Raw genomic sequence first — 17,720 nt, forward strand, 5'->3', positions numbered from 1 at the left:
TTGCCTGAGGTCAGGTTTGGGGGTGCCCCTCGCCGTCGGACACGTGGCGGATCAGGTCGCCGGGCTGGCAGTCCAGGGCGGTGCACAGCGCGTCGAGCGTGGTGAACCGGACGGCCTTGGCACGCCCGTTCTTCAGGACCGCGAGGTTGGCCGGCGTGATCCCCACACGCTCGGCGAGCTCGCCCACCGACATCTTGCGCCGCGCGAGCATGACGTCGATGTCGACGACGATCGGCATCAGATCACCTCGTCGAGCTCGGCTCGCAACGTCGTCGCCTCACCCTTCAGCCCCACGGCCTTCGCAAGGAGCGAGCGCAGCACACCGACCAGGAGGGCGACGCCCGCCGCCAGCACCGCACAACCGAACAGGACCAGCGCGACGCCCGGCTGCATCCCCATCTCCACCGTCTGCCCCGTCAGCCAGAGCAGGAGGCCGAGGGCCAGCACGCAGGCAGCGACCGCGGCCCCGATGATCCCATCGACCCAGCGGAACGCCCCGCGCGAGAAGACAGCACCGTGACGCACCAACGTCACGAGCCGCCAGACGCAGATCAGGGCCAACTGAGCGGTCGCCAGCATGACGATCGAGGTCACCAAGGTCGGCGTCCGCACGTGGGCAACCTCTGGGTACTGATCCGCGAGCGACCTGGAGATGTCGGGAAGCACTGACACCTGGGCGATCAGGATCCCCAGGAACATGAAGGCGATGACCAGCCGCAGCAGCCCCGTCACGAGAGCGCTCATAACCAACCCGCTTCCTATCGAGAAACGATAGAAAACTATCGTCTCGCAGCCTGGTTGCCAAGAGTGTGGGCCCACTGGGCATCTCCTTGGCGAGCACGGCGTCGCTAGAGTGCCGTGTCATGACGCTCGCCCGGCTGCTCCGCGTCCCGACTCACCGCCTGCTCGTTGCGCGTCTGCGTCGTGAGCTGCGAGGTTTACCCACGCCCGCTCACCTGGGGATGATCATGGACGGGAACCGGCGCTGGGCCCGCAGCGTCGGTGTGGACGATGTCCGGTTCGGGCATCGAGCAGGGGCCGAGCACCTCGACCGTGTCCTCGGCTGGTGCGCACGAGCGGGGATCGGCGCGGTGAGCGTCTACGTGTTGTCGGCCGACAACATCACCAAGCGGGACGACGAGCAGGTGCGGTTCCTGTTCCACCTGCTCGAGACACTGATCCCCGACCGCATCCGCCGACCTGACGGGCTCTGGGAACTGCACATCGCCGGGAACGTCGACATGGTCCCGGACACTACGGCACGCGCGCTCAAGGAGGCCGTGGAGGCCACGCGAGGGCGCCCCCACCGGCTCACGCTCGCGGTCGGTTACGACCCATACGGTGACGTGGTCGACGCCGTGCGCCAGGTCCTGTGGGAAGCGGCAGACCAAGGCGAGTCCGTCGACGACGTCGTGCGCACACTTGAGCCTGAGGCGATCGACGCCCGCGTGAACGCCCCCGACGACGACATCGACCTGATCATCCGCACCAGCGGCGAACGCCGGCTGTCGGGCTACTTCCCCTGGCGCTCGGTCCGCGCCGAACTCATCTTCTGCGACGTGTACTGGCCCGGCTTCCGCGAACTGGATCTGCTGCGCGCGCTACGCACCTACGCCCGACGCCGGGCGAGCACCTCATGACCTCCCTGCCGCCCTCGGAAGATCACACGGCATTTCCGCTGTTCACGGTCCTACCGCTGCCCCCTGCGATCCTCACACGTTGAACCCCAGCATCCGCAGCTGCTCTTTCCCCTCGTCCGTGATCTTCTCCGGCCCCCACGGCGGCATCCACACCCAGTTGATGCGGTGGCCGGTCACGATGCCCTCCAGGGCCTGCGCGGACTGGTCCTCGATCACGTCGGTGAGCGGGCAGGCCGCGGACGTGAGGGTCATGTCGATGGTCGCGAAGCTGTTCTGGTCGATCTGCACGCCGTAGATGAGGCCCAGGTCGACGACGTTGATGCCCAGCTCGGGGTCGATCACGTCGCGCAGCGCCTCCTCGACGTCGGCGACGTTCGCGGGCGCCCCGGCCGCGGCCGCCGCCTCCGTCACGGGAGCCTCGGTCTCCGGAGCCTGCTGTTCGACGTCGGTCGTGGTTCCCTCGGTCATGTGTGTCACCTCAGTGGTTGGTGGCCGACGCGCCGCTGCGCACCAGCGAGTCCTTGAGCGCCGCCCAGCCGAGCAGCGCGCACTTGATCCGGGCCGGGTACTTCGAGACCCCGGTGAAGGCGGTGGCGTCGCCGAGGTCGTCCTCGGCCGTCTCCCCGAGCCCCTTGCCGCGCGAGCCCATGAGGTCGTGGAACAACGCGTCCAGGCGCGCGACCTCGTCCAGCGGCTGGTCGCTGACCAGGTCCGTCATCACGGACACGGACGCCTGGGAGATGGAGCAGCCCTGTCCTTCCCAGGACACGCCGGCCACCCGCGCGGGCGCGCCGTCGGCCCCGGGTACGACGTCGACCCGCAGGGTCACCTCGTCGCCGCACGTCGGGTTCACCTGGTGCGACTCCCCGTGCAGGTGACCGCCGTCGACCGCGACGAGTCCCCGTCCCACGGGATGCTTCGCGTGATCGAGAATCACCTGCTGGTACATCTGCTCGAGCGAGCTCACGCCTGCCCCTTCCGAAAGTTCTGTCATCCCAGCCTAGGACCCGGCGGATGGTCGGTCCGTTGTCGTGCGGTCGGTCGCTTGTCGGATGATCGGTCGCTCGGGGGACCGATCATCCGACAAGCGACCGACCATCCGGCATCTATTCCGCTCCGAAGAACGCCCGGACCCCCGTCAAGGCTTCCCGGAACGTCTCGATCTCCTCGACCGTCGTGTACACCGACGCCGACGCGCGCGCCGTGGCGGCGATCCCGAACCGGCGGTGCAGCGGCTGCGCGCAGTGGTGCCCGACCCGCACGGCGATGCCGGCGTCGTCCAGCACCTGCCCGACGTCGTGCGCGTGCACGTCGTCGACCACGAACGACACGGCCGCGACGCGGTCCGGCAGCCCGGCCTCCGGGCCTGCCTCCTCGCCGAGCGTGCCGACCGACGCCGGCCCGATCACCCGCACACCCGGGATCGACGCGATCCGCAGGAGCTCCGCGGCCAGCTCGGCCTCGTGCGCGGCGACCGCGTCCATGCCGAGCTCGCGCAGGTAGTCCGCGGCCGCCCCGAAGCCGACGGCCTGCGCGACCATCTGCGTGCCCGCCTCGAACTTCAGCGGCGCCGGGGCGAACGTCGTCGCCTCCATGGTCACGACCTCCACCATGGACCCGCCCGTGGTCACCGGCGGCAGGGCCTCCAGCAGCTCGCGCCGCCCGTACAGGGCGCCCACGCCCGTGGGCCCGAGCGTCTTGTGCGCGGAGAACACCGCGAAGTCGACACCCAGCGCGTGGAAGTCCACCGGCCGGTGCGGCACCGACTGGCAGGCGTCCAGCACCGTCAGCGCGCCCACCTCGCGCGCGGCCGCCGCGATCCGGGCCACCGGCGCCACCGCACCGGTCACGTTGGACACGTGCGCGAACGCCACCACGCGGGTCCGGGCGTTGATCAGCCCGGCACCGCCACGACCGCCGTCGTCGCCGGAACCGCCGCCGGCCGCACCCTCGAGACCGGACAGGTCCAGCCGCCCGTCGTCCCCCACCGGGATCCACCGCAGCGTCGCCCCCGTCCGCGCCGCGAGTTCCTGCCACGGCACCAGGTTGGAGTGGTGCTCGGCCTCGGTCACGAGGATCTCGTCGCCCGGCCCGATCCGGAACCGTTCGGCGGCCGCTCCCCCGCGCCCGAGCGTCGCGTTCTGGATGCCCGTGGCCACGAGGTTGATCCCCATGGTGGCGCCGGGCGTCCACACGATCTCGTCGCTGTCGGCCCCCACCAGGGCCGCGACCTGCTCGCGCGCCCGCTCGAACGCCTCCGTGGCCTCCTCCGCGAGCGCGTGCGCGCCGCGGTGCACGGCGGCGTTGCGCTGCTCGTAGAAGTCGACCTCGGTGTCCAGCACCACCTGCGGCTTCTGCGAGGTCGCCGCCGAGTCGAGATAGACGAGACGTCTACCGTCACGCACCGTGCGCCCGAGCAGCGGGAAGTCCGCCCGCACGGCGGCCAGCTCGGTGGGCGTGAAGGTGCGGGCGCTGGGCCCTGCTTCAGTCGTGGTCATCATCTCTCCTCGGCACCGATGTTCTCCGGCGGCGGTGGTGACCGCCGGGTGTGTGATCGGTCGTTCCGTGAACGGTCGGCAGTTCGAACTGCCGATCATTCGCTGAACGACCGACCACGCCGGCCGGTCTCCCGGACCGCCGGCCGTATGTCAGACGGCGGCCGGGGCCGTCGTGCCGACGTACTTGTCGTAGCCCTCTTCCTCCAGGCGGTCGGCGAGCTCCGGCCCGCCCTCCTCGGCGATGCGGCCGTCGACGAAGACGTGCACGAAGTCCGGCTTGATGTAGCGCAGGATGCGCGTGTAGTGCGTGATGAGCAGCACGCCGACGTCCGTGTTCTCCTTGGCGCGGTTCACGCCCTCGGACACGACGCGCAGCGCGTCGACGTCGAGGCCGGAGTCGGTCTCGTCGAGGATCGCGATCTGCGGCTTGAAGAGCTCCATCTGCAGGATCTCGTGGCGCTTCTTCTCGCCGCCGGAGAAGCCCTCGTTCACGGAGCGCTCGGCGAAGGCCGGGTCGATGCGCAGGTTGCCCATCGCGTCCTTGACCTCCTTGCCCCAGGTGCGGAGCTTGGGGGCCTCGCCGTCGATGGCGGTCTTGGCGGTGCGCAGGAAGTTCGCCACGGACACGCCGGGCACCTCGACCGGGTACTGCATGGCGAGGAACAGGCCGGCGCGGGCGCGCTCGTCGACGGTCATCTCCAGGACGTTCTCGCCGTCCAGGGTTACGGTGCCGGAGGTCACCTGGTACTTCGGGTGGCCCGCGAGCGCCGAGGCGAGCGTGGACTTGCCGGAGCCGTTGGGGCCCATGATGGCGTGGGTCTGGCCGGACCCGATGGTCAGGTCGACGCCGCGCAGGATCTGCTTGGGGCCTTCCTTGGTCTCGACGCTGACGTGCAGGTCGCGGATCTCGAGGGTGGACATACATTTTCTCCAGGTTCTTACGGAAGCTTCGTGTGGTGTACGACGGCGGTCGTGGTGACGTCGGTCCTCGGCGTGCGGCCGTTCCCGCGCCGTCGGGCGGTCAGGAACCGCCGGCGGGTTGCCCGTCGATGTCGACGAGCACCTTGTCGCCCTCGACGTTCACGGGGTAGACGGGTACGGGCCGGATCGCGGGGAGCTGGACGGGCTGGCCGGTGCGGACGTCGAACTGCGAGCCGTGCAGCCAGCATTCGACGAGGCAGCCCTCGACCTCGCCGTCGGACAGGGACACCTGCCCGTGGGAGCAGATGTCGCTGATGGCGTGGTAGGCGCCGTCGGCGTCGCGGACGAGCGCGACGGGGACGGGTGCCCCGTCGATGCCGTCGAGCTCGACGAGCATGGCCTCCTCAGGGGCCAGGTCGTCCGTGAGGCACGCGGTCTGGAACGTCACCGGTTGCTCACTCCTCGGGGGCGCCGTCGGCCGGGCCCGCCACACCGGTGATGACGCTCATGGACTTCTCGAGCTCGGCCTCGATGGACGCGATGAGGCGTGCCTCGACGGACTCGACGCCGATCTCCTGGATGAGTTCGGCGAAGAAGCCGCGCACCACGAGGCGGCGGGCGTCGGTCTCGGGGATGCCGCGGGCCATGAGGTAGAAGAGCTGCTCGTCGTCGAACCGGCCGGTCGCGGACGCGTGGCCGGCGCCGTCGATCTCGCCGGTCTCGATCTCGAGGTTCGGCACGGAGTCGGCGCGCGCGCCGTCGCTGAGGACGAGGTTGCGGTTGAGCTCGTACGTGTCGGTGCCCTCGGCCTCGGCGCGGATGAGGACGTCGCCCACCCAGACGGTGTGCGCGCCGGAGCCCTGCAGTGCGCCCTTGTAGGTGACGCGGGACTTGCAGCGCGGCACGGCGTGGTCCACGAAGAGGCGGTGCTCCTGGTGCTGGTCGGCGTCGGCGAAGTAGAGGCCGACCATCTCGACCTCGCCGCCCTCGGCGGTGAACTCGGCGTCGGGGGTGAGGCGCACGACGTCGCCGCCGAACGTCACCACCACGTGCTTGAGCTTCGCGTCGCGGCCGATGCGGGCCCGGTGGCTGGAGGTGTGCACGGCGCCGTCGGCCCAGTCCTGCACGGAGACGACGGTGAGGTGTGCGCCGTCGGCGACGTCGATCTCGACCGTCTGGTTGAGCGTGGCGACGCCGGCGTGGTCGATGACGACGACGGCCTCGGCGTGGTGCTCGGCCTTGACGAGCACGTGGGCGGCGGAGGCCGTGCCCTCGCCGGTGCCGTCGAACCGCACGGAGGTGACGTCGGACGCGACGGCCTCGGCCGGCACGGTCACGACCGTGGCCTCGGTGAACGCGTTCCAGGCGGTGACGCCGGTGCGGTCGCCGGGCTTGCCGGACCGGCCGAGCCGGGCGTCGTCGCGCCCGACGGTCTCGACCTTGACCTCGGGGGCCGTGTCGACGGTGACCCGCACACCGGAGCCGTCCGCGCCCGCGGTCACCAGACCGCCGTCGAACAGCGGCTGGATGCGCGCGACCGGGGAGAAGCGCCATTCCTCCTCGCGGCCCATGGGCACGGGGATGTCGTCCAGGGAGAACGAGGTGAGGCGCTCGGCGCGGGAGCCCTGGGGCTTGGCGCCGACGCCGTGGGTGTGGGCGCCGTCGGCCACGGCGCGGGTGTGATCCGTGGTCAGATCAGTGGTGGTGGTCATATCAGCCGACGGAACCTTCCATCTGGAGCTCGATGAGGCGGTTGAGCTCGAGCGCGTACTCCATGGGCAGCTCGCGCGCGATGGGCTCCACGAACCCGCGCACGATCATCGCCATGGCCTCGGTCTCGGCCATGCCTCGGGACATCAGGTAGAACAGCTGGTCCTCGCTCACGCGGGACACGGTGGCCTCGTGGCCCATGGACACGTCGTCCTCGCGCACGTCCACGTACGGGTACGTGTCGCTGCGGGAGATCTGGTCCACGAGGAGGGCGTCGCACAGGACGTTGGACGCGGAGTGCGAGGCGCCCTCGAGCACCTGCACGAGGCCGCGGTAGGACGTGCGGCCGCCGCCGCGCGCCACCGACTTGGACACGATGGACGACGACGTGTGCGGCGCGGCGTGCACCATCTTGGCGCCGGCGTCCTGGTGCTGGCCCTCGCCGGCGAAGGCGATGGACAGCGTCTCGCCGCGGGCGTGCTCGCCCAGCAGGTAGATCGCCGGGTACTTCATGGTGACCTTGGAGCCGATGTTGCCGTCGACCCACTCCATGGTGGCGCCCTCGGCGGCCGTGGCGCGCTTGGTGACCAGGTTGTACACGTTGTTCGACCAGTTCTGGATGGTCGTGTAGCGCACGCGGGCGTTCTTCTTCACGACGATCTCGACGACGGCCGAGTGCAGCGAGTCGGACTGGTAGATCGGCGCGGTGCAGCCCTCGACGTAGTGCACGTAGGAGCCCTCGTCCGCGATGATCAGCGTCCGCTCGAACTGGCCCATGTTCTCCGTGTTGATGCGGAAGTAGGCCTGCAGCGGGATCTCGACGTGCACGCCCGGCGGCACGTAGACGAACGAGCCGCCCGACCACACGGCCGAGTTCAGCGCGGAGAACTTGTTGTCACCGGCGGGGATGACGGTGCCGAAGTACTCCTGGAAGAGCTCCGGGTAGTCGCGCAGGCCCGTGTCGGTGTCGACGAAGATGACGCCCTGCTGCTCCAGGTCCTCGCGGATCTGGTGGTACACGACCTCGGACTCGTACTGGGCGGCGACGCCCGCGACGAGGCGCTGCTTCTCCGCCTCGGGGATGCCGAGCCGGTCGTACGTCTCCTTGATGTCGTCGGGCAGGTCCTCCCACGACGTCGCCTGCTTCTCCGTGGAGCGCACGAAGTACTTGATCTTGTCGAAGTCGATGCCCGACAGGTCCGAGCCCCACGACGGCATCGGCTTCTTGTCGAAGAGGCGCAGCGCCTTCATGCGCTGCTTCAGCATCCACTCCGGCTCGCTCTTCAGCTCCGAGATGTTGCGGACGACATCTTCGTTCAGGCCGCGCCGAGCGGCCTCACCGGCCTCGTCGCTGTCGCGCCAGCCGTACTCGTAGGCACCGATGGAGGAGATGATCTCCTCGTCGGTGCGCTGCTCCTGCGTCGGTGCACTCATCGTGTTCCTTCGGTGGTGGGGGTCGTTCCCAGGGGGATGTTCGTGGTGCAGGCGTGGGCTCCACCCGCGATGGTCGCCAGGCGCTGCACGTGCGTGCCGAGCAACTCGGTGAACGCGCGTGCCTCCGCCTCGCAGAGTTCGGAGTGTTCCTCCGCCAGGTGCTGCACGGGGCAGTGTCCCTGGCAGAGCTGGACGGCGGGGACGACGCCGTGGGCCGCGACCGCGCCGCTGGATACGGACGCGGTGGGGGCGGCCGTGTCGGTGGCGTCCCCGGACAGTGTCCCCGCTGCGGGCACGGGGCGCACGGAGGCGGCGTAACCGTCCTCGGTCAGGAGTGCGGCGAGCCGGGCCGCCCGGGCGACGACGTCGGACACGGCGGCCTGGGACGCGGCGGGACCGAACCCGGTCGCCGCGGCGCCGTCGGGCGCGGCACCCGGCGTGGCGTCGACTCCCGAGGCGCCGCGCGCGGCGGCATCCGAGCCCGCCGGATCGGGCCGCTCCGCCGCGGGCCCGTCCAGCCGCTTGGCGTACCGGCGCACGACGGCGTCGTACCGCTCGCGGGCGAACGCCGCCACGGCCTCGTCGCCGCCGTGGGCGCGCAGGTGGCGCAGCAGGTCGGCCGCGATCTCCTGGTAGCCGCCGGCCAGCTCGGACTGCCCGCCGTGGGTGACGACGTAGTGCCGTGCGGGACGGCCGCGGCGCGCCGGGCCGGGCTGTCCCTCGTGGACCTCGATGCGGCCCTCGTCCTCCAGGAGGGTCAGGTGCCGGCGCACCGCCGGGGCGGTGAGCCCGAGGGTGGAGGCCAGGTGGGCGGCTGTGACGGGGCCGTCGGAGGCGACGAGCTGCAGCACGCGGCGGCGGGTCGTCCCGTCCGTCTCGTGCGGGTGCGCGGGCTGCGGGCGGGCGGCGGGCCGCACGGGCGCGATGCGCTGCCCGACGGCGGTTGCGGGTACCTGCGTGCTCATGTCACCTCCCAGTGTGGTCGGGCCGGCGGTCGTGCCAGGTGGCCGGGCCGGCGGGCGGGCGGCCCCGGGAACGGGACCGCTGCGATGCGAAAGCCGTGGCGACACCACGTTCCGGGCCCCGCCTTGAGCCTCCACAACGCTTTACGGAACATCCTTGTTCCCTAAATGCCGCTTGGCAAGGAAGGCGAGCCTCAGAACGCGCCGGATCGAGGCGAAGATCACACCCCGCCGCTCAGCCGTTGGCATGTCCCGCCACATGGGTGCGCGCCGAGCCTGCGGTTCGGGCAGCACACGGGCGCCGGCGCGTCAGTGCCACTTGAACCAGCGCGCCGCGGCGAGCGCTCCGGCCACGGTCCAGGCGGTCAGCACCAGGAGCGGCCCGCCCGGCAGGGCGCCGTCCAGGAGGGCACCGCGTACCGCTTCGCCCAGCGCGCCGGACGGCAGCACCGCGGCCAGCGGGCCCAGCGGGCCGAGCCGGTCCGGCGGCACCACGAGCCCGCCGCCCACCACGAGCAGGATCCACACCAGGTTGGCGACCGCCAGCACACCCTCCGCGCGCACGGTCCCCGCCAGCAGCATCGCCAGCGCGGTGAAGCACGCGGTCCCGAGCAGCAGGGCAAGCGCGGCCGGGAGCAGCCCCGCGGGTTCGGGTGTCCAGCCGAGCCCCGCGGCGACCACGCTCAGCACGGCGATCTGCACCACCAGCACCGCGAGCACGGCGAGCGCTTTGCCCGCGAGCAGGCCGCCGCGCCCGAGCGGAGTGGTGGCGAGCAGGCGCAGCACGCCGTTGCGCCGGTCGAAGGCGGTGGCGATGGCTTGCGACGTGAACGCGCTCGACACGACCGCGAGCGCCAGCACGCCGGGCGTGGCGAAGTCGATCCGGCTCGTGCCGCCGGTGGTGATCCCGAGGAACGGTGCGGTGGCCATCCCGACCAGGACGAGCACGGGCAGGATCACCGAGACGAGCAGCTGCTCGCCGTTGCGCAGCAGGGTCCTCGCCTCGAACGCGGCCTGCGTCAGGATACGCCGGGCGGGCGGGGCGGCGGCAGGCGCCGAGGCGACAGGTCGCGCGGCGCCGCTCTCCGCGGATGCAGTCTCCGCGCCCGCAGTCTCCGCGCCCGTGGGCCGGGCCGGCGGTCCGGCGTGCGGCGGCCGCGCGGATCGGGCCGGTCCGGTGGCGTCGTTCATCGCAGGTGCCTCCCGGTCAGGTCGAGGAACACGTCCTCCAGCGTGCGTCCGCCCGTCGTGACGGACCGGGCGAGCGTCCCGGCATCAGCCAGCCAGGCCGTGACGGCGGCGAGCGTGGCCGGGTCGACGGGGCCGTCGGCGACGTACACGCCGGGTTCGGTCTCGGCGACGTGCCAGCCAGATCCGGCCGGTGCCGTCACCGCAGCGCTGCCCGGTCCTGCCGCGCCTCCGGCAGCAGCCACGGCGTCGGCCGGTCGCGCCGTCGTCCCACCGCCCGGTCCGGTCGCGCCCGCGGCCCGTTCTGCCGCCGGGCCGGCGGTTCCGGTCCTCTCGTCGAGGGCCTTCGCGAGGCTCTGCGTGTCGAGTCCGGGCCGGGCCTCCACCCGGACGCGGGCGGCCGTCGTCGTCCCGTGCGGGCCGTCGTTCGCGAGCAGTTCCGGGACGGTGCCGGCGGCGATGACGCGGCCGTGGTCGACGACGTGGACGTGGTCGGCGAGGTCGGCCGCCTCGTCCATGAGGTGGGTGGTGAGGACGACGGCGACGCCGTCGGCGCGCAGCTCACGGATCAGGTCCCACACGGCGCGGCGGGACTGCGGGTCCATGCCGGCGCTGGGCTCGTCGAGGAACACCACCTGTCCGCGGCCGGCCAGGGCGCACGCGAGCGCGAGCCGCTGCCGCTGGCCGCCGGACAGCCGGCGCACGCTGGTGCGGGCGAAACTGCCGATGCCGAGGCGTTCGGAGAGCTCGCCGATGTCGCGCGGGGCGGCGTACATGGCGGCGACATGGCGCAGCACCTCCCCGGCGCGCGCTCCGGAGGGCAGGCCGCCGTCCTGCAGCATGACGCCCACGCGGGGGCGCAGGGCGGCGGCGTCGGCGGCGGGGTCGAGCCCGAGGACGCGCACGCTGCCGCCGTCGGGTGTGCGCAGGCCTTCGCAGCACTCGACGGTGGTGGTCTTGCCGGCCCCGTTGGGGCCGAGCACGGCGGTGACGGCGCCCGCACGGGCGGTCAGGTCGAGGTGTTCGACGACGGCCCGGCCCCCGTACCGCTTGACGAGGCCGCGCACCTCGACGGCGGCGGGGCCACCGGGCGCGGGCGGGGAGACGGTCACCGAGCAATCCTAGGCGCCGCGCGACGGGGCCGACGCCGCCCCGCCGGTGAGGCGAGGGCTCGGCGCTCGCCGAACCGCAGATTCACGACGCCGCCGTTCGGGGTGGCACCCCGGAGCCCGGTGCCGGGTCGAGGTCCTGGACCACGTGGGGCGCTGACGCGAGGTCGTACACACGCCGGGAGGACACGGTGCAGCCGAGCGCACCCGTCGGCGGCCGGCCAGAAGCCCGCGCGCACGGACATCCCCGAACCGCAGTCAGGCGCCGCCGAGGGAGGTCGAACCGCAAGCTGGATCGTGCCATCGAGCGATTCGAACGATTCACCGTGCGATTCGACAGGCAGCACCGACATCTCACTGCGGTTGAAGACTGCGGCACCGACATCTCACTGCGGCTCGGCGCCAACATCAGGCCGCGGCTCGGCGCCGAACCGGCATCTCACTGCGGCTCGGCGGCCCGGTTTCGACGGCGGCTGCGGGCACCACCTCGTACGACGCGCCGGGAGAGGAACGGGACGACGAGGCCCGCCCGGGGGAGGACGCCGTCGGTTTTTCACCCCATACGCCGCCGCTATGACCTATTTGTGAACGGGCAATCCGCCCGTAACCCTACGATTTTCCTTGGTGCAAACCTATGCTTCCGTTGACCCTTTACCGATTCCGGAGAACCCGGACACCGGAGGCAGAAAATGAAGCGTGTCACCCCACACAACCCCGGCTCACGCCGGAACCCTCGCGCCAGGCGATGGGCCGCGACCGCGGCCGGACTCGCCGTCATCGCAGCACCCGCACTGGCCGCACCGAGCGTCGCGAACGCCGCGCCGCCGCTGGACGACAAGTCGCTGATCATCGCGGCCGACTCCCCCGACGCCGTCCCCGGCGAGTACATCGTGGTGCTCGACGAGTCCGAGGTCGGCATCCAGCAGGTCCCCGGCAAGGCTCGCGGCCTGGTCAAGAAGTACGGCGGCACGGTCAAGGAGTCGTACAGGAACGCGATCCGCGGCTTCAGCGTGAAGATGTCGCCCGGCCAGGCCAACAAGCTCAGCCGTGACCCGGCCGTCGCCTACGTCGAGCAGAACCAGGTGGTGCACGCCACCGGTACGCAGTCGCCCACACCGTCGTGGGGCCTGGACCGCATCGACCAGCGCGACCTCCCGCTCGACGACTCGTACACGTACCCGAACACCGGATCGGGCGTCACGGCCTACATCATCGACACCGGGATCCTCACCACCCACCAGGACTTCGGTGGCCGCGCCTCCCACGGCATCGACACGGTCGACGGCGACAACGACGCCACCGACTGCAACGGTCACGGCACCCACGTGGCCGGCACGGTCGGCGGATCGGCGTACGGCGTCGCCAAGGACGTCGACCTGGTCGGCGTCCGCGTGCTCGACTGCGCCGGCTCCGGCACGTACGCCGGCGTCATCGACGGCATCGACTGGGTCACCGCCGACCACACGGCCGGCGAGCTCGCGGTGGCGAACATGTCGCTCGGCGGCGGCTACTCCCAGGCCGTGAACGACGCCGTGGCCGACTCCATCGCCGACGGCGTCACCTACGCGCTGGCCGCCGGCAACGAGTACGCCTCCGACGCCTGCGACACGTCCCCGGCCTCGACGCCGGAGGCGATCACCGTCGGCGCCACCCAGAGCAACGACGCCCGCGCGTCGTACTCGAACATCGGGACCTGCCTGGACATCTTCGCGCCCGGGTCGGACATCACGTCGGCCTGGCACACGTCGAACTCAGCGACGAACACCATCTCCGGCACCTCGATGGCCTCCCCGCACGTCGCGGGTGCCGCCGCCCTCATCACGGCGGCCAACCCGGACTACACGCCCCAGCAGGTGCGCGACACGATGGTCGACAACGCCACCACCGGAGCCGTCACCAACCGGGGCTCCGGCTCGCCCGACGCCCTGCTCTACGTCGGCGACGACGGCAACACGCCGCCGGACCCGGACCCCGAGCCCGAGCCGGGCTGCTCGGGCAGCAACGATGACGACGTCGACATCGAGGACCACTCCACCTCCGAGTCGCCGATCACCATCGCGGACTGCGACTCCCCGAGCGGCACGGCCACCGTCGACGTCGACGTCGTCCACACCTGGGTCGGCGACCTCACGGTCTCACTCGTCTCCCCCGACGGCACCGTCTACACGCTGCGTGAGCGCTCCGGCGGCAGCGCGGACGACATCAACGAGACCTACACGGTCGACGTGAGCGGCGAGTCGCCCGACGGCACCTGGATCCTGCGCGTGCACGACGCGGCGACATGGGACACGGGCTACATCGACGCCTGGAGCCTCTCGCTCTGACACCGAGTCCGGGAGCCCCGCGCGCGGGGTTCCCGGACGCCACCCGCACCCGGACGACCGGCACGTCGGTCCGCGGCGCAACCCGCACACCCGGCCCGCCGGAGCACCTCACCCGGCGTGACCAGCACCACGTACGACGGCGGTCGTCCGCAACCCGGGCGGCCGCCGTCGGGCACTACCGTTGAGGGCGTGAGCACGCCCGACACGCAGGCCGCCCCGGACGACGCACCAGCCGCCGCCCCCGGCGCGAGCCTCCCCGCCCGCCTCCTGGCCCGCCTGCGCCGGTGGACCCGCGCGATCCTCGTCGCGAACCTGATCGGGCAGATCGGCATCATCGTCACCGGCGGCGCGGTCCGCCTCACCGAGTCCGGCCTGGGATGCTCCACCTGGCCCGAGTGCGAACCCGGCCGGTTCACCCCGGCGTTCCACGAGGCCACGAGCCTGCACCCGTACATCGAGTTCGGGAACCGCACGCTGACGGGCGTGCTCGGCATCATCGCGCTCGCGGTGTTCCTGGTCATGATCTCGGACACGTCCCGGACGCGGAGCTACCGGATGCTCGGGCTGCTCCCCGGGCTCGGCGTGATCACCCAGGCAGTGATCGGCGGCGTCGTCGTCCTGCTCGACCTGCATCCGGGCTGGGTGTCGCTGCACTTCGGCGTCTCCGGCGCGCTGGTCGCCCTGTCCCTGTACCTGCTGCACCGCAGCGGCGAGGGCGACGTGGCACCGCGCGTCGTCGTCCCGGCGCCCGCGCGGCTGCTCGCCTGGGTGCTGGGCGCGCTGACCGCCGTCGTCGTCGTGCTGGGCGTGCTGACCACGGGCGCGGGCCCGCACTCCGGCGACGCCGAGGTCGGGTACCGCCTGGCGCTGGACCCCGCGACGATGTCGCAGTGGCACGCGGCCACCGTGTGGGCGTTCCTCCTGGCGCTGGTCGCGTACCTGGTGGTGCTGCACCGGGGCGGCGTGACCGGCGGGGTGGCCGGACCCGGCGCGCTGTCGCGTGCCCGGCGGGCGGCCTGGCTGCTGGTCGCGATCACGCTGGCGCAGGGCGCGATCGGCTACGTCCAGTACTTCACCGGGCTGCCCATCCTCCTGGTGGGCCTGCACATGCTGGGCGCGGCCCTCCTCCTCGCGGGCACCACCCGCGTGTTCCTGACGACCCGCACACGCTGACCGGCCCGCTGCTGAGGCTCGTTCAGCAGGGCCGCGCAGCCCTTTCAGAGGGTTTCGAATGGATTCGAAACCCTGATGAACCGGAGTCAGTACTGATGGAGCCGCCCGGTGGCGGGAGGAGATCTCCCGCCACCGGGCGGCTGTCAGGCCCGCAGGCAGTCAGGTTGTCAGTCCGCGGAGCAGGTGACCTCCGTCGACGACGGCGGGCTGCCGTTGCCGATGAGGCCGAACTCCGCGGATCCGCCCGCGGAGAGTGAGCCGTTCCAGCTCACGTTCGACGCCGTCACCTGGGAGCCCGACGGACTGAACTCGGCGTTCCAGCCCTGCGAGAACGTCGCCGGGGAGAGGTCGAACGACGTCGACCAGCCCGAGATCGCCTCGTTGGCCGTCACCTGGACGTTGGCCTGGAAGCCGCTGTCCCAGGAGTTGACCACGGTCAGCGTCGCCTCGCAGGCGCCGTCCGGGTCGTCCGTCGGAGTGGGAGTCGGGGTCGGGGTCGGAGTGGGAGTCGGCGTCGGGGTCGGCGTCGGCGTCGGATCCGGGTCGCGCGGGTCGTCGATCAGGCGGTCGTACTCGGCGTACGCCGTGGCCACGGCCGTCTGCGCCCAGAACCGGTGGTACCGGAACTGCGGCGCCGGGCCGCCGTCCAGGTGCTCCTGGACCTGGTCGAACATCGGGTCGTCCTCGTAGAACGAGCGGATGTCCAGGAAGGACACGCCCGGCTCGATGACGTCGCCGTTCGGGTAGGTGCCGCTCCAGTCGCTCGGCACGTAGACGCCGTCGCCGCTGCCGCCCTCGTAGACGTCGTCGAACCTGCTGTAGTCGTTGCGGGTCTCGACGGAGGACACGCCCAGGTCGTCGGTGTTCTGCTCGTAGATCGCGTCGAGCAGGGCGCCGGCGGTGTCGGCCGCGGCCTGGTCGTCGGCGGCGGCCGCCCAGTAGGTGAGCGTCTTGGCGATCGCACCGGCCACCCCGACGTCCTGGCTGTGGTCGGTCACCTCGACGTGCAGCCCCGAGTTGTCACCCGGGTTGTCCGGGTTCCAGGTGTCGGGCGCGCCCGACCAGCTCAGCGTGGCCGGGATCTCCCAGTCGGTGTCCGTGATCGTGATCTCGGAGATGACCCACGGCACCCACTTCTCGAGGATCTCCTCGGCGCGGGGGTCGCCTGTCTCGTGGTAGATCTGCGCGATGCGCTCCACGCCCCAGCCCTGCATGCCGAACCACTGGTTCGACGGCGGGTCGTGGTAGACCGGGTCCACGTCGTAGGCCATGTCGTAGAAGGTGGGCGCGCCCGCCGGGTGCGCCGAGTAGTCACCGCCCACCGAGTTCGTCGCGCCGCCGGCAATACCGCCCTCGGCCGACTGCAGCCACTGGAGGAACTCGATCTGCCGGTCGTAGCTCTCGGCCCAGTCGGACTCCGCCGTCGCCGACGCCGGGATCAGGTCGGGGTCGTTGGACAACGCCCACGCCGCCATCGGGTTCTGGTAGCCGAAGTGCGCGTGGCTCGAGCCGATGCGCCAGGCCCACGGACCGCTGGTGTCCAGCGCGCCGCCCCAGGCGTAGTACCAGGACAGCAGGTAGTGGGCCGAGCTCTTGCCGGAGCCCGCCGGGCACGACGGCGATTCGCAGCCCGGCTCCTTGTAGTACTTGTCGAAGAACGAGTACCGCAGGTAGTCGCCCATCTTCGACGCCTTGTCCACGGTGCCGGAGATCTGCCCCTCGGCGCCCTGGGCGGCGGCGAACTTCTTGGCCCAGTACACGGCCTCGACCGAGCGTGCGTCCGCGTCCGGGGCGTTGGTGTACTTCCACTGCTGGGCGTACTGCGCGTCGCCCGTGAACAGGTCGAGGTAACCGTTCGGTCCGCCGTAGGAGAAGTCGTCGATCGACGGCTGCGGGATCGTCTCCCACACCGACTCCTGCTCGCCGCGCTGGAAGGTGTTGATGTAGCTCGTGCCCTCGTAGTCCGGGCCCAGCAGCTCCGAGGACCCCGGTGCCGCGCCGAAGCCGTAGATGTTGTCGACGTCCGCGAGCCAGTGCATGCCGTAGATCTCGTCGGTGCCGTACGTGCTGCTCAGTTCGTCGGCGATCGGGTCGGTACCCACCGAGACCCCGGTGTCGAGCTCGGCCGGGTACTCGCTCGGGTGCCCGTGCTCGGGGGCGTAGGTCGCCGGGTCGGCCGGGTTGTACGCCCCGTTCGTCGGCTGGTTCTCCGTGGTGGGGATCATGTACGCCTCGAGCGTGTCCCACGCGTCGTTGAAGGGCGCCCAGTCGCCGGTCAGCTCGCCGTACGAGGCCTCCAGCCACAGCCAGAACGAGTACGCCTCGCTCGTGGTCTCGTGGCCGTAGTCCGGCGCCTCGACCATGAGGGTCTCGACCGCGTGGTACGGGATGCCCTGATCGGAGAAGTAGCCGCTGGCCGGGTCCTTGATCTTGTCGTACATCTCGAGGAAGCGGTCGGCATAGGGGCCCGCCAGTGCGCGGACCTCGTCCTCCGCCGTCGACGTCCCCTGCACGACGTCGGACCGCGCGGTCTCCCCGCTCGCCGCCGTCGCGCCCGCCGTGGCGAACGCCAGCGCGGCGAGGGTGCTGACAGCGACGGCGGACCTCCGCCGTCGTCTCCGGTTCGGTTCTCGGGTCATTGCTGCCCTCCTGGATCCTGCGCCATCGGCGCAGCACCCGCGACGGTGCGGGCGCCTGGACGACGGTCCGGCCCGGCACCCCCCGGCGGCAACGACGTTAACCGTTTCACAACCCCCGCGGC

Annotated in this window: 16 protein-coding genes; 3 read left to right on the forward strand and 13 right to left on the reverse strand. The window is 71.5% G+C overall.

Annotation, left to right across the window (positions count from 1 at the left end; genetic code table 11):
* Positions 1–10 precede the first annotated feature (10 nt).
* Together ACYVK5_RS07715 and ACYVK5_RS07720 are read right to left on the reverse strand one after the other, a co-directional pair.
* The gene (locus tag ACYVK5_RS07715; protein WP_460703501.1) at positions 11–238 is read right to left on the reverse strand and encodes a helix-turn-helix domain-containing protein; all 228 of its coding nucleotides are present in this window, start codon (positions 236–238) and stop codon (positions 11–13) included.
* Positions 238–732, reverse strand: a complete 495-nt coding sequence (locus tag ACYVK5_RS07720) for a DUF2975 domain-containing protein (protein ID WP_460703503.1) — start codon at positions 730–732, stop codon at positions 238–240. Before ACYVK5_RS07720 ends, ACYVK5_RS07715 begins: the two co-directional genes overlap by 1 nt.
* A gap of 131 nt (positions 733–863) precedes the next feature.
* On the opposite strand from ACYVK5_RS07720, the gene uppS reads away from it, so the two are divergent.
* Positions 864–1,640: a polyprenyl diphosphate synthase gene (gene uppS, locus ACYVK5_RS07725; protein WP_460703505.1), complete on the forward strand. Its 777-nt coding sequence runs from the start codon at positions 864–866 to the stop codon at positions 1,638–1,640.
* A gap of 72 nt (positions 1,641–1,712) precedes the next feature.
* Here the strand turns inward: uppS and ACYVK5_RS07730 are convergent, their stop codons facing one another.
* The 10 genes from ACYVK5_RS07730 to ACYVK5_RS07775 all read right to left on the reverse strand — a co-directional run bounded on the left by ACYVK5_RS07730 (position 1,713) and on the right by ACYVK5_RS07775 (position 11,465).
* Entirely contained in the window at positions 1,713–2,108 is a 396-nt protein-coding gene (locus ACYVK5_RS07730) for a metal-sulfur cluster assembly factor (RefSeq protein WP_460703507.1), read from the reverse strand.
* Between the two features lie 10 nt (positions 2,109–2,118).
* Complete coding sequence (sufU, locus tag ACYVK5_RS07735; RefSeq protein ID WP_460703509.1) at positions 2,119–2,607, reverse strand: Fe-S cluster assembly sulfur transfer protein SufU; 489 nt, start codon at positions 2,605–2,607, stop codon at positions 2,119–2,121.
* Between the two features lie 139 nt (positions 2,608–2,746).
* A complete protein-coding gene (locus ACYVK5_RS07740) occupies positions 2,747–4,141 on the reverse strand; it encodes a SufS family cysteine desulfurase (protein WP_460703511.1) in 1,395 nt (464 codons plus the stop codon).
* Positions 4,142–4,288: 147 nt separating this feature from the next.
* The gene (gene sufC, locus ACYVK5_RS07745) at positions 4,289–5,059 is read right to left on the reverse strand and encodes a Fe-S cluster assembly ATPase SufC (RefSeq protein ID WP_460703513.1); all 771 of its coding nucleotides are present in this window, start codon (positions 5,057–5,059) and stop codon (positions 4,289–4,291) included.
* A gap of 100 nt (positions 5,060–5,159) precedes the next feature.
* Complete coding sequence (locus tag ACYVK5_RS07750) at positions 5,160–5,507, reverse strand: non-heme iron oxygenase ferredoxin subunit (protein ID WP_460703515.1); 348 nt, start codon at positions 5,505–5,507, stop codon at positions 5,160–5,162.
* A 7-nt stretch (positions 5,508–5,514) separates the two neighbouring features.
* Positions 5,515–6,771 (reverse strand): Fe-S cluster assembly protein SufD, encoded by a 1,257-nt coding sequence (gene sufD / locus ACYVK5_RS07755; RefSeq protein ID WP_460703517.1) that lies wholly within the window; start codon positions 6,769–6,771, stop codon positions 5,515–5,517.
* Between the two features lies 1 nt (position 6,772).
* Entirely contained in the window at positions 6,773–8,203 is a 1,431-nt protein-coding gene (gene sufB / locus ACYVK5_RS07760) for a Fe-S cluster assembly protein SufB (RefSeq protein WP_460703519.1), read from the reverse strand.
* Positions 8,200–9,168 (reverse strand): helix-turn-helix transcriptional regulator, encoded by a 969-nt coding sequence (locus ACYVK5_RS07765; RefSeq protein ID WP_460703521.1) that lies wholly within the window; start codon positions 9,166–9,168, stop codon positions 8,200–8,202. Before ACYVK5_RS07765 ends, sufB begins: the two co-directional genes overlap by 4 nt.
* Positions 9,169–9,474: 306 nt before the next feature.
* Positions 9,475–10,356 (reverse strand): ABC transporter permease, encoded by an 882-nt coding sequence (locus ACYVK5_RS07770; RefSeq protein WP_460703523.1) that lies wholly within the window; start codon positions 10,354–10,356, stop codon positions 9,475–9,477.
* Complete coding sequence (locus ACYVK5_RS07775) at positions 10,353–11,465, reverse strand: ABC transporter ATP-binding protein (protein WP_460703525.1); 1,113 nt, start codon at positions 11,463–11,465, stop codon at positions 10,353–10,355. The genes ACYVK5_RS07770 and ACYVK5_RS07775 overlap by 4 nt, the downstream gene beginning before the upstream one ends.
* Before the next feature lie 686 nt (positions 11,466–12,151).
* On the opposite strand from ACYVK5_RS07775, the gene ACYVK5_RS07780 reads away from it, so the two are divergent.
* Both ACYVK5_RS07780 and ACYVK5_RS07785 read left to right on the forward strand, forming a co-directional pair.
* Positions 12,152–13,786 (forward strand): S8 family peptidase, encoded by a 1,635-nt coding sequence (locus ACYVK5_RS07780; RefSeq protein WP_460703527.1) that lies wholly within the window; start codon positions 12,152–12,154, stop codon positions 13,784–13,786.
* A 189-nt stretch (positions 13,787–13,975) separates the two neighbouring features.
* Complete coding sequence (locus ACYVK5_RS07785) at positions 13,976–14,959, forward strand: COX15/CtaA family protein (RefSeq protein WP_460703529.1); 984 nt, start codon at positions 13,976–13,978, stop codon at positions 14,957–14,959.
* A gap of 167 nt (positions 14,960–15,126) precedes the next feature.
* On the opposite strand, the gene ACYVK5_RS07790 is transcribed toward ACYVK5_RS07785, so the two are convergent.
* Positions 15,127–17,598, reverse strand: coding sequence for a glycoside hydrolase family 48 protein (locus tag ACYVK5_RS07790; RefSeq protein WP_460703531.1), 2,472 nt, complete (start codon positions 17,596–17,598; stop codon positions 15,127–15,129).
* Positions 17,599–17,720 lie beyond the last annotated feature (122 nt).

It is taken from the genome of Myceligenerans halotolerans (assembly GCF_054782975.1).

What these genes read in the sequence shown, in the direction of transcription:
- ACYVK5_RS07780 (WP_460703527.1), top strand. Translation starts at nt 12,152, where the DNA reads ATGAAGCGTGTCACCCCACACAACCCCGGCTCACGCCGGAACCCTCGC.
- sufC (WP_460703513.1), bottom strand. Translation starts at nt 5,059, where the DNA reads ATGTCCACCCTCGAGATCCGCGACCTGCACGTCAGCGTCGAGACCAAG.
- ACYVK5_RS07770 (WP_460703523.1), bottom strand. Translation starts at nt 10,356, where the DNA reads ATGAACGACGCCACCGGACCGGCCCGATCCGCGCGGCCGCCGCACGCC.
- ACYVK5_RS07790 (WP_460703531.1), bottom strand. Translation starts at nt 17,598, where the DNA reads ATGACCCGAGAACCGAACCGGAGACGACGGCGGAGGTCCGCCGTCGCT.
- ACYVK5_RS07730 (WP_460703507.1), bottom strand. Translation starts at nt 2,108, where the DNA reads ATGACCGAGGGAACCACGACCGACGTCGAACAGCAGGCTCCGGAGACC.
- uppS (WP_460703505.1), top strand. Translation starts at nt 864, where the DNA reads ATGACGCTCGCCCGGCTGCTCCGCGTCCCGACTCACCGCCTGCTCGTT.
- ACYVK5_RS07715 (WP_460703501.1), bottom strand. Translation starts at nt 238, where the DNA reads ATGCCGATCGTCGTCGACATCGACGTCATGCTCGCGCGGCGCAAGATG.
- sufB (WP_460703519.1), bottom strand. Translation starts at nt 8,203, where the DNA reads ATGAGTGCACCGACGCAGGAGCAGCGCACCGACGAGGAGATCATCTCC.
- sufD (WP_460703517.1), bottom strand. Translation starts at nt 6,771, where the DNA reads ATGACCACCACCACTGATCTGACCACGGATCACACCCGCGCCGTGGCC.
- ACYVK5_RS07740 (WP_460703511.1), bottom strand. Translation starts at nt 4,141, where the DNA reads ATGATGACCACGACTGAAGCAGGGCCCAGCGCCCGCACCTTCACGCCC.
- ACYVK5_RS07765 (WP_460703521.1), bottom strand. Translation starts at nt 9,168, where the DNA reads ATGAGCACGCAGGTACCCGCAACCGCCGTCGGGCAGCGCATCGCGCCC.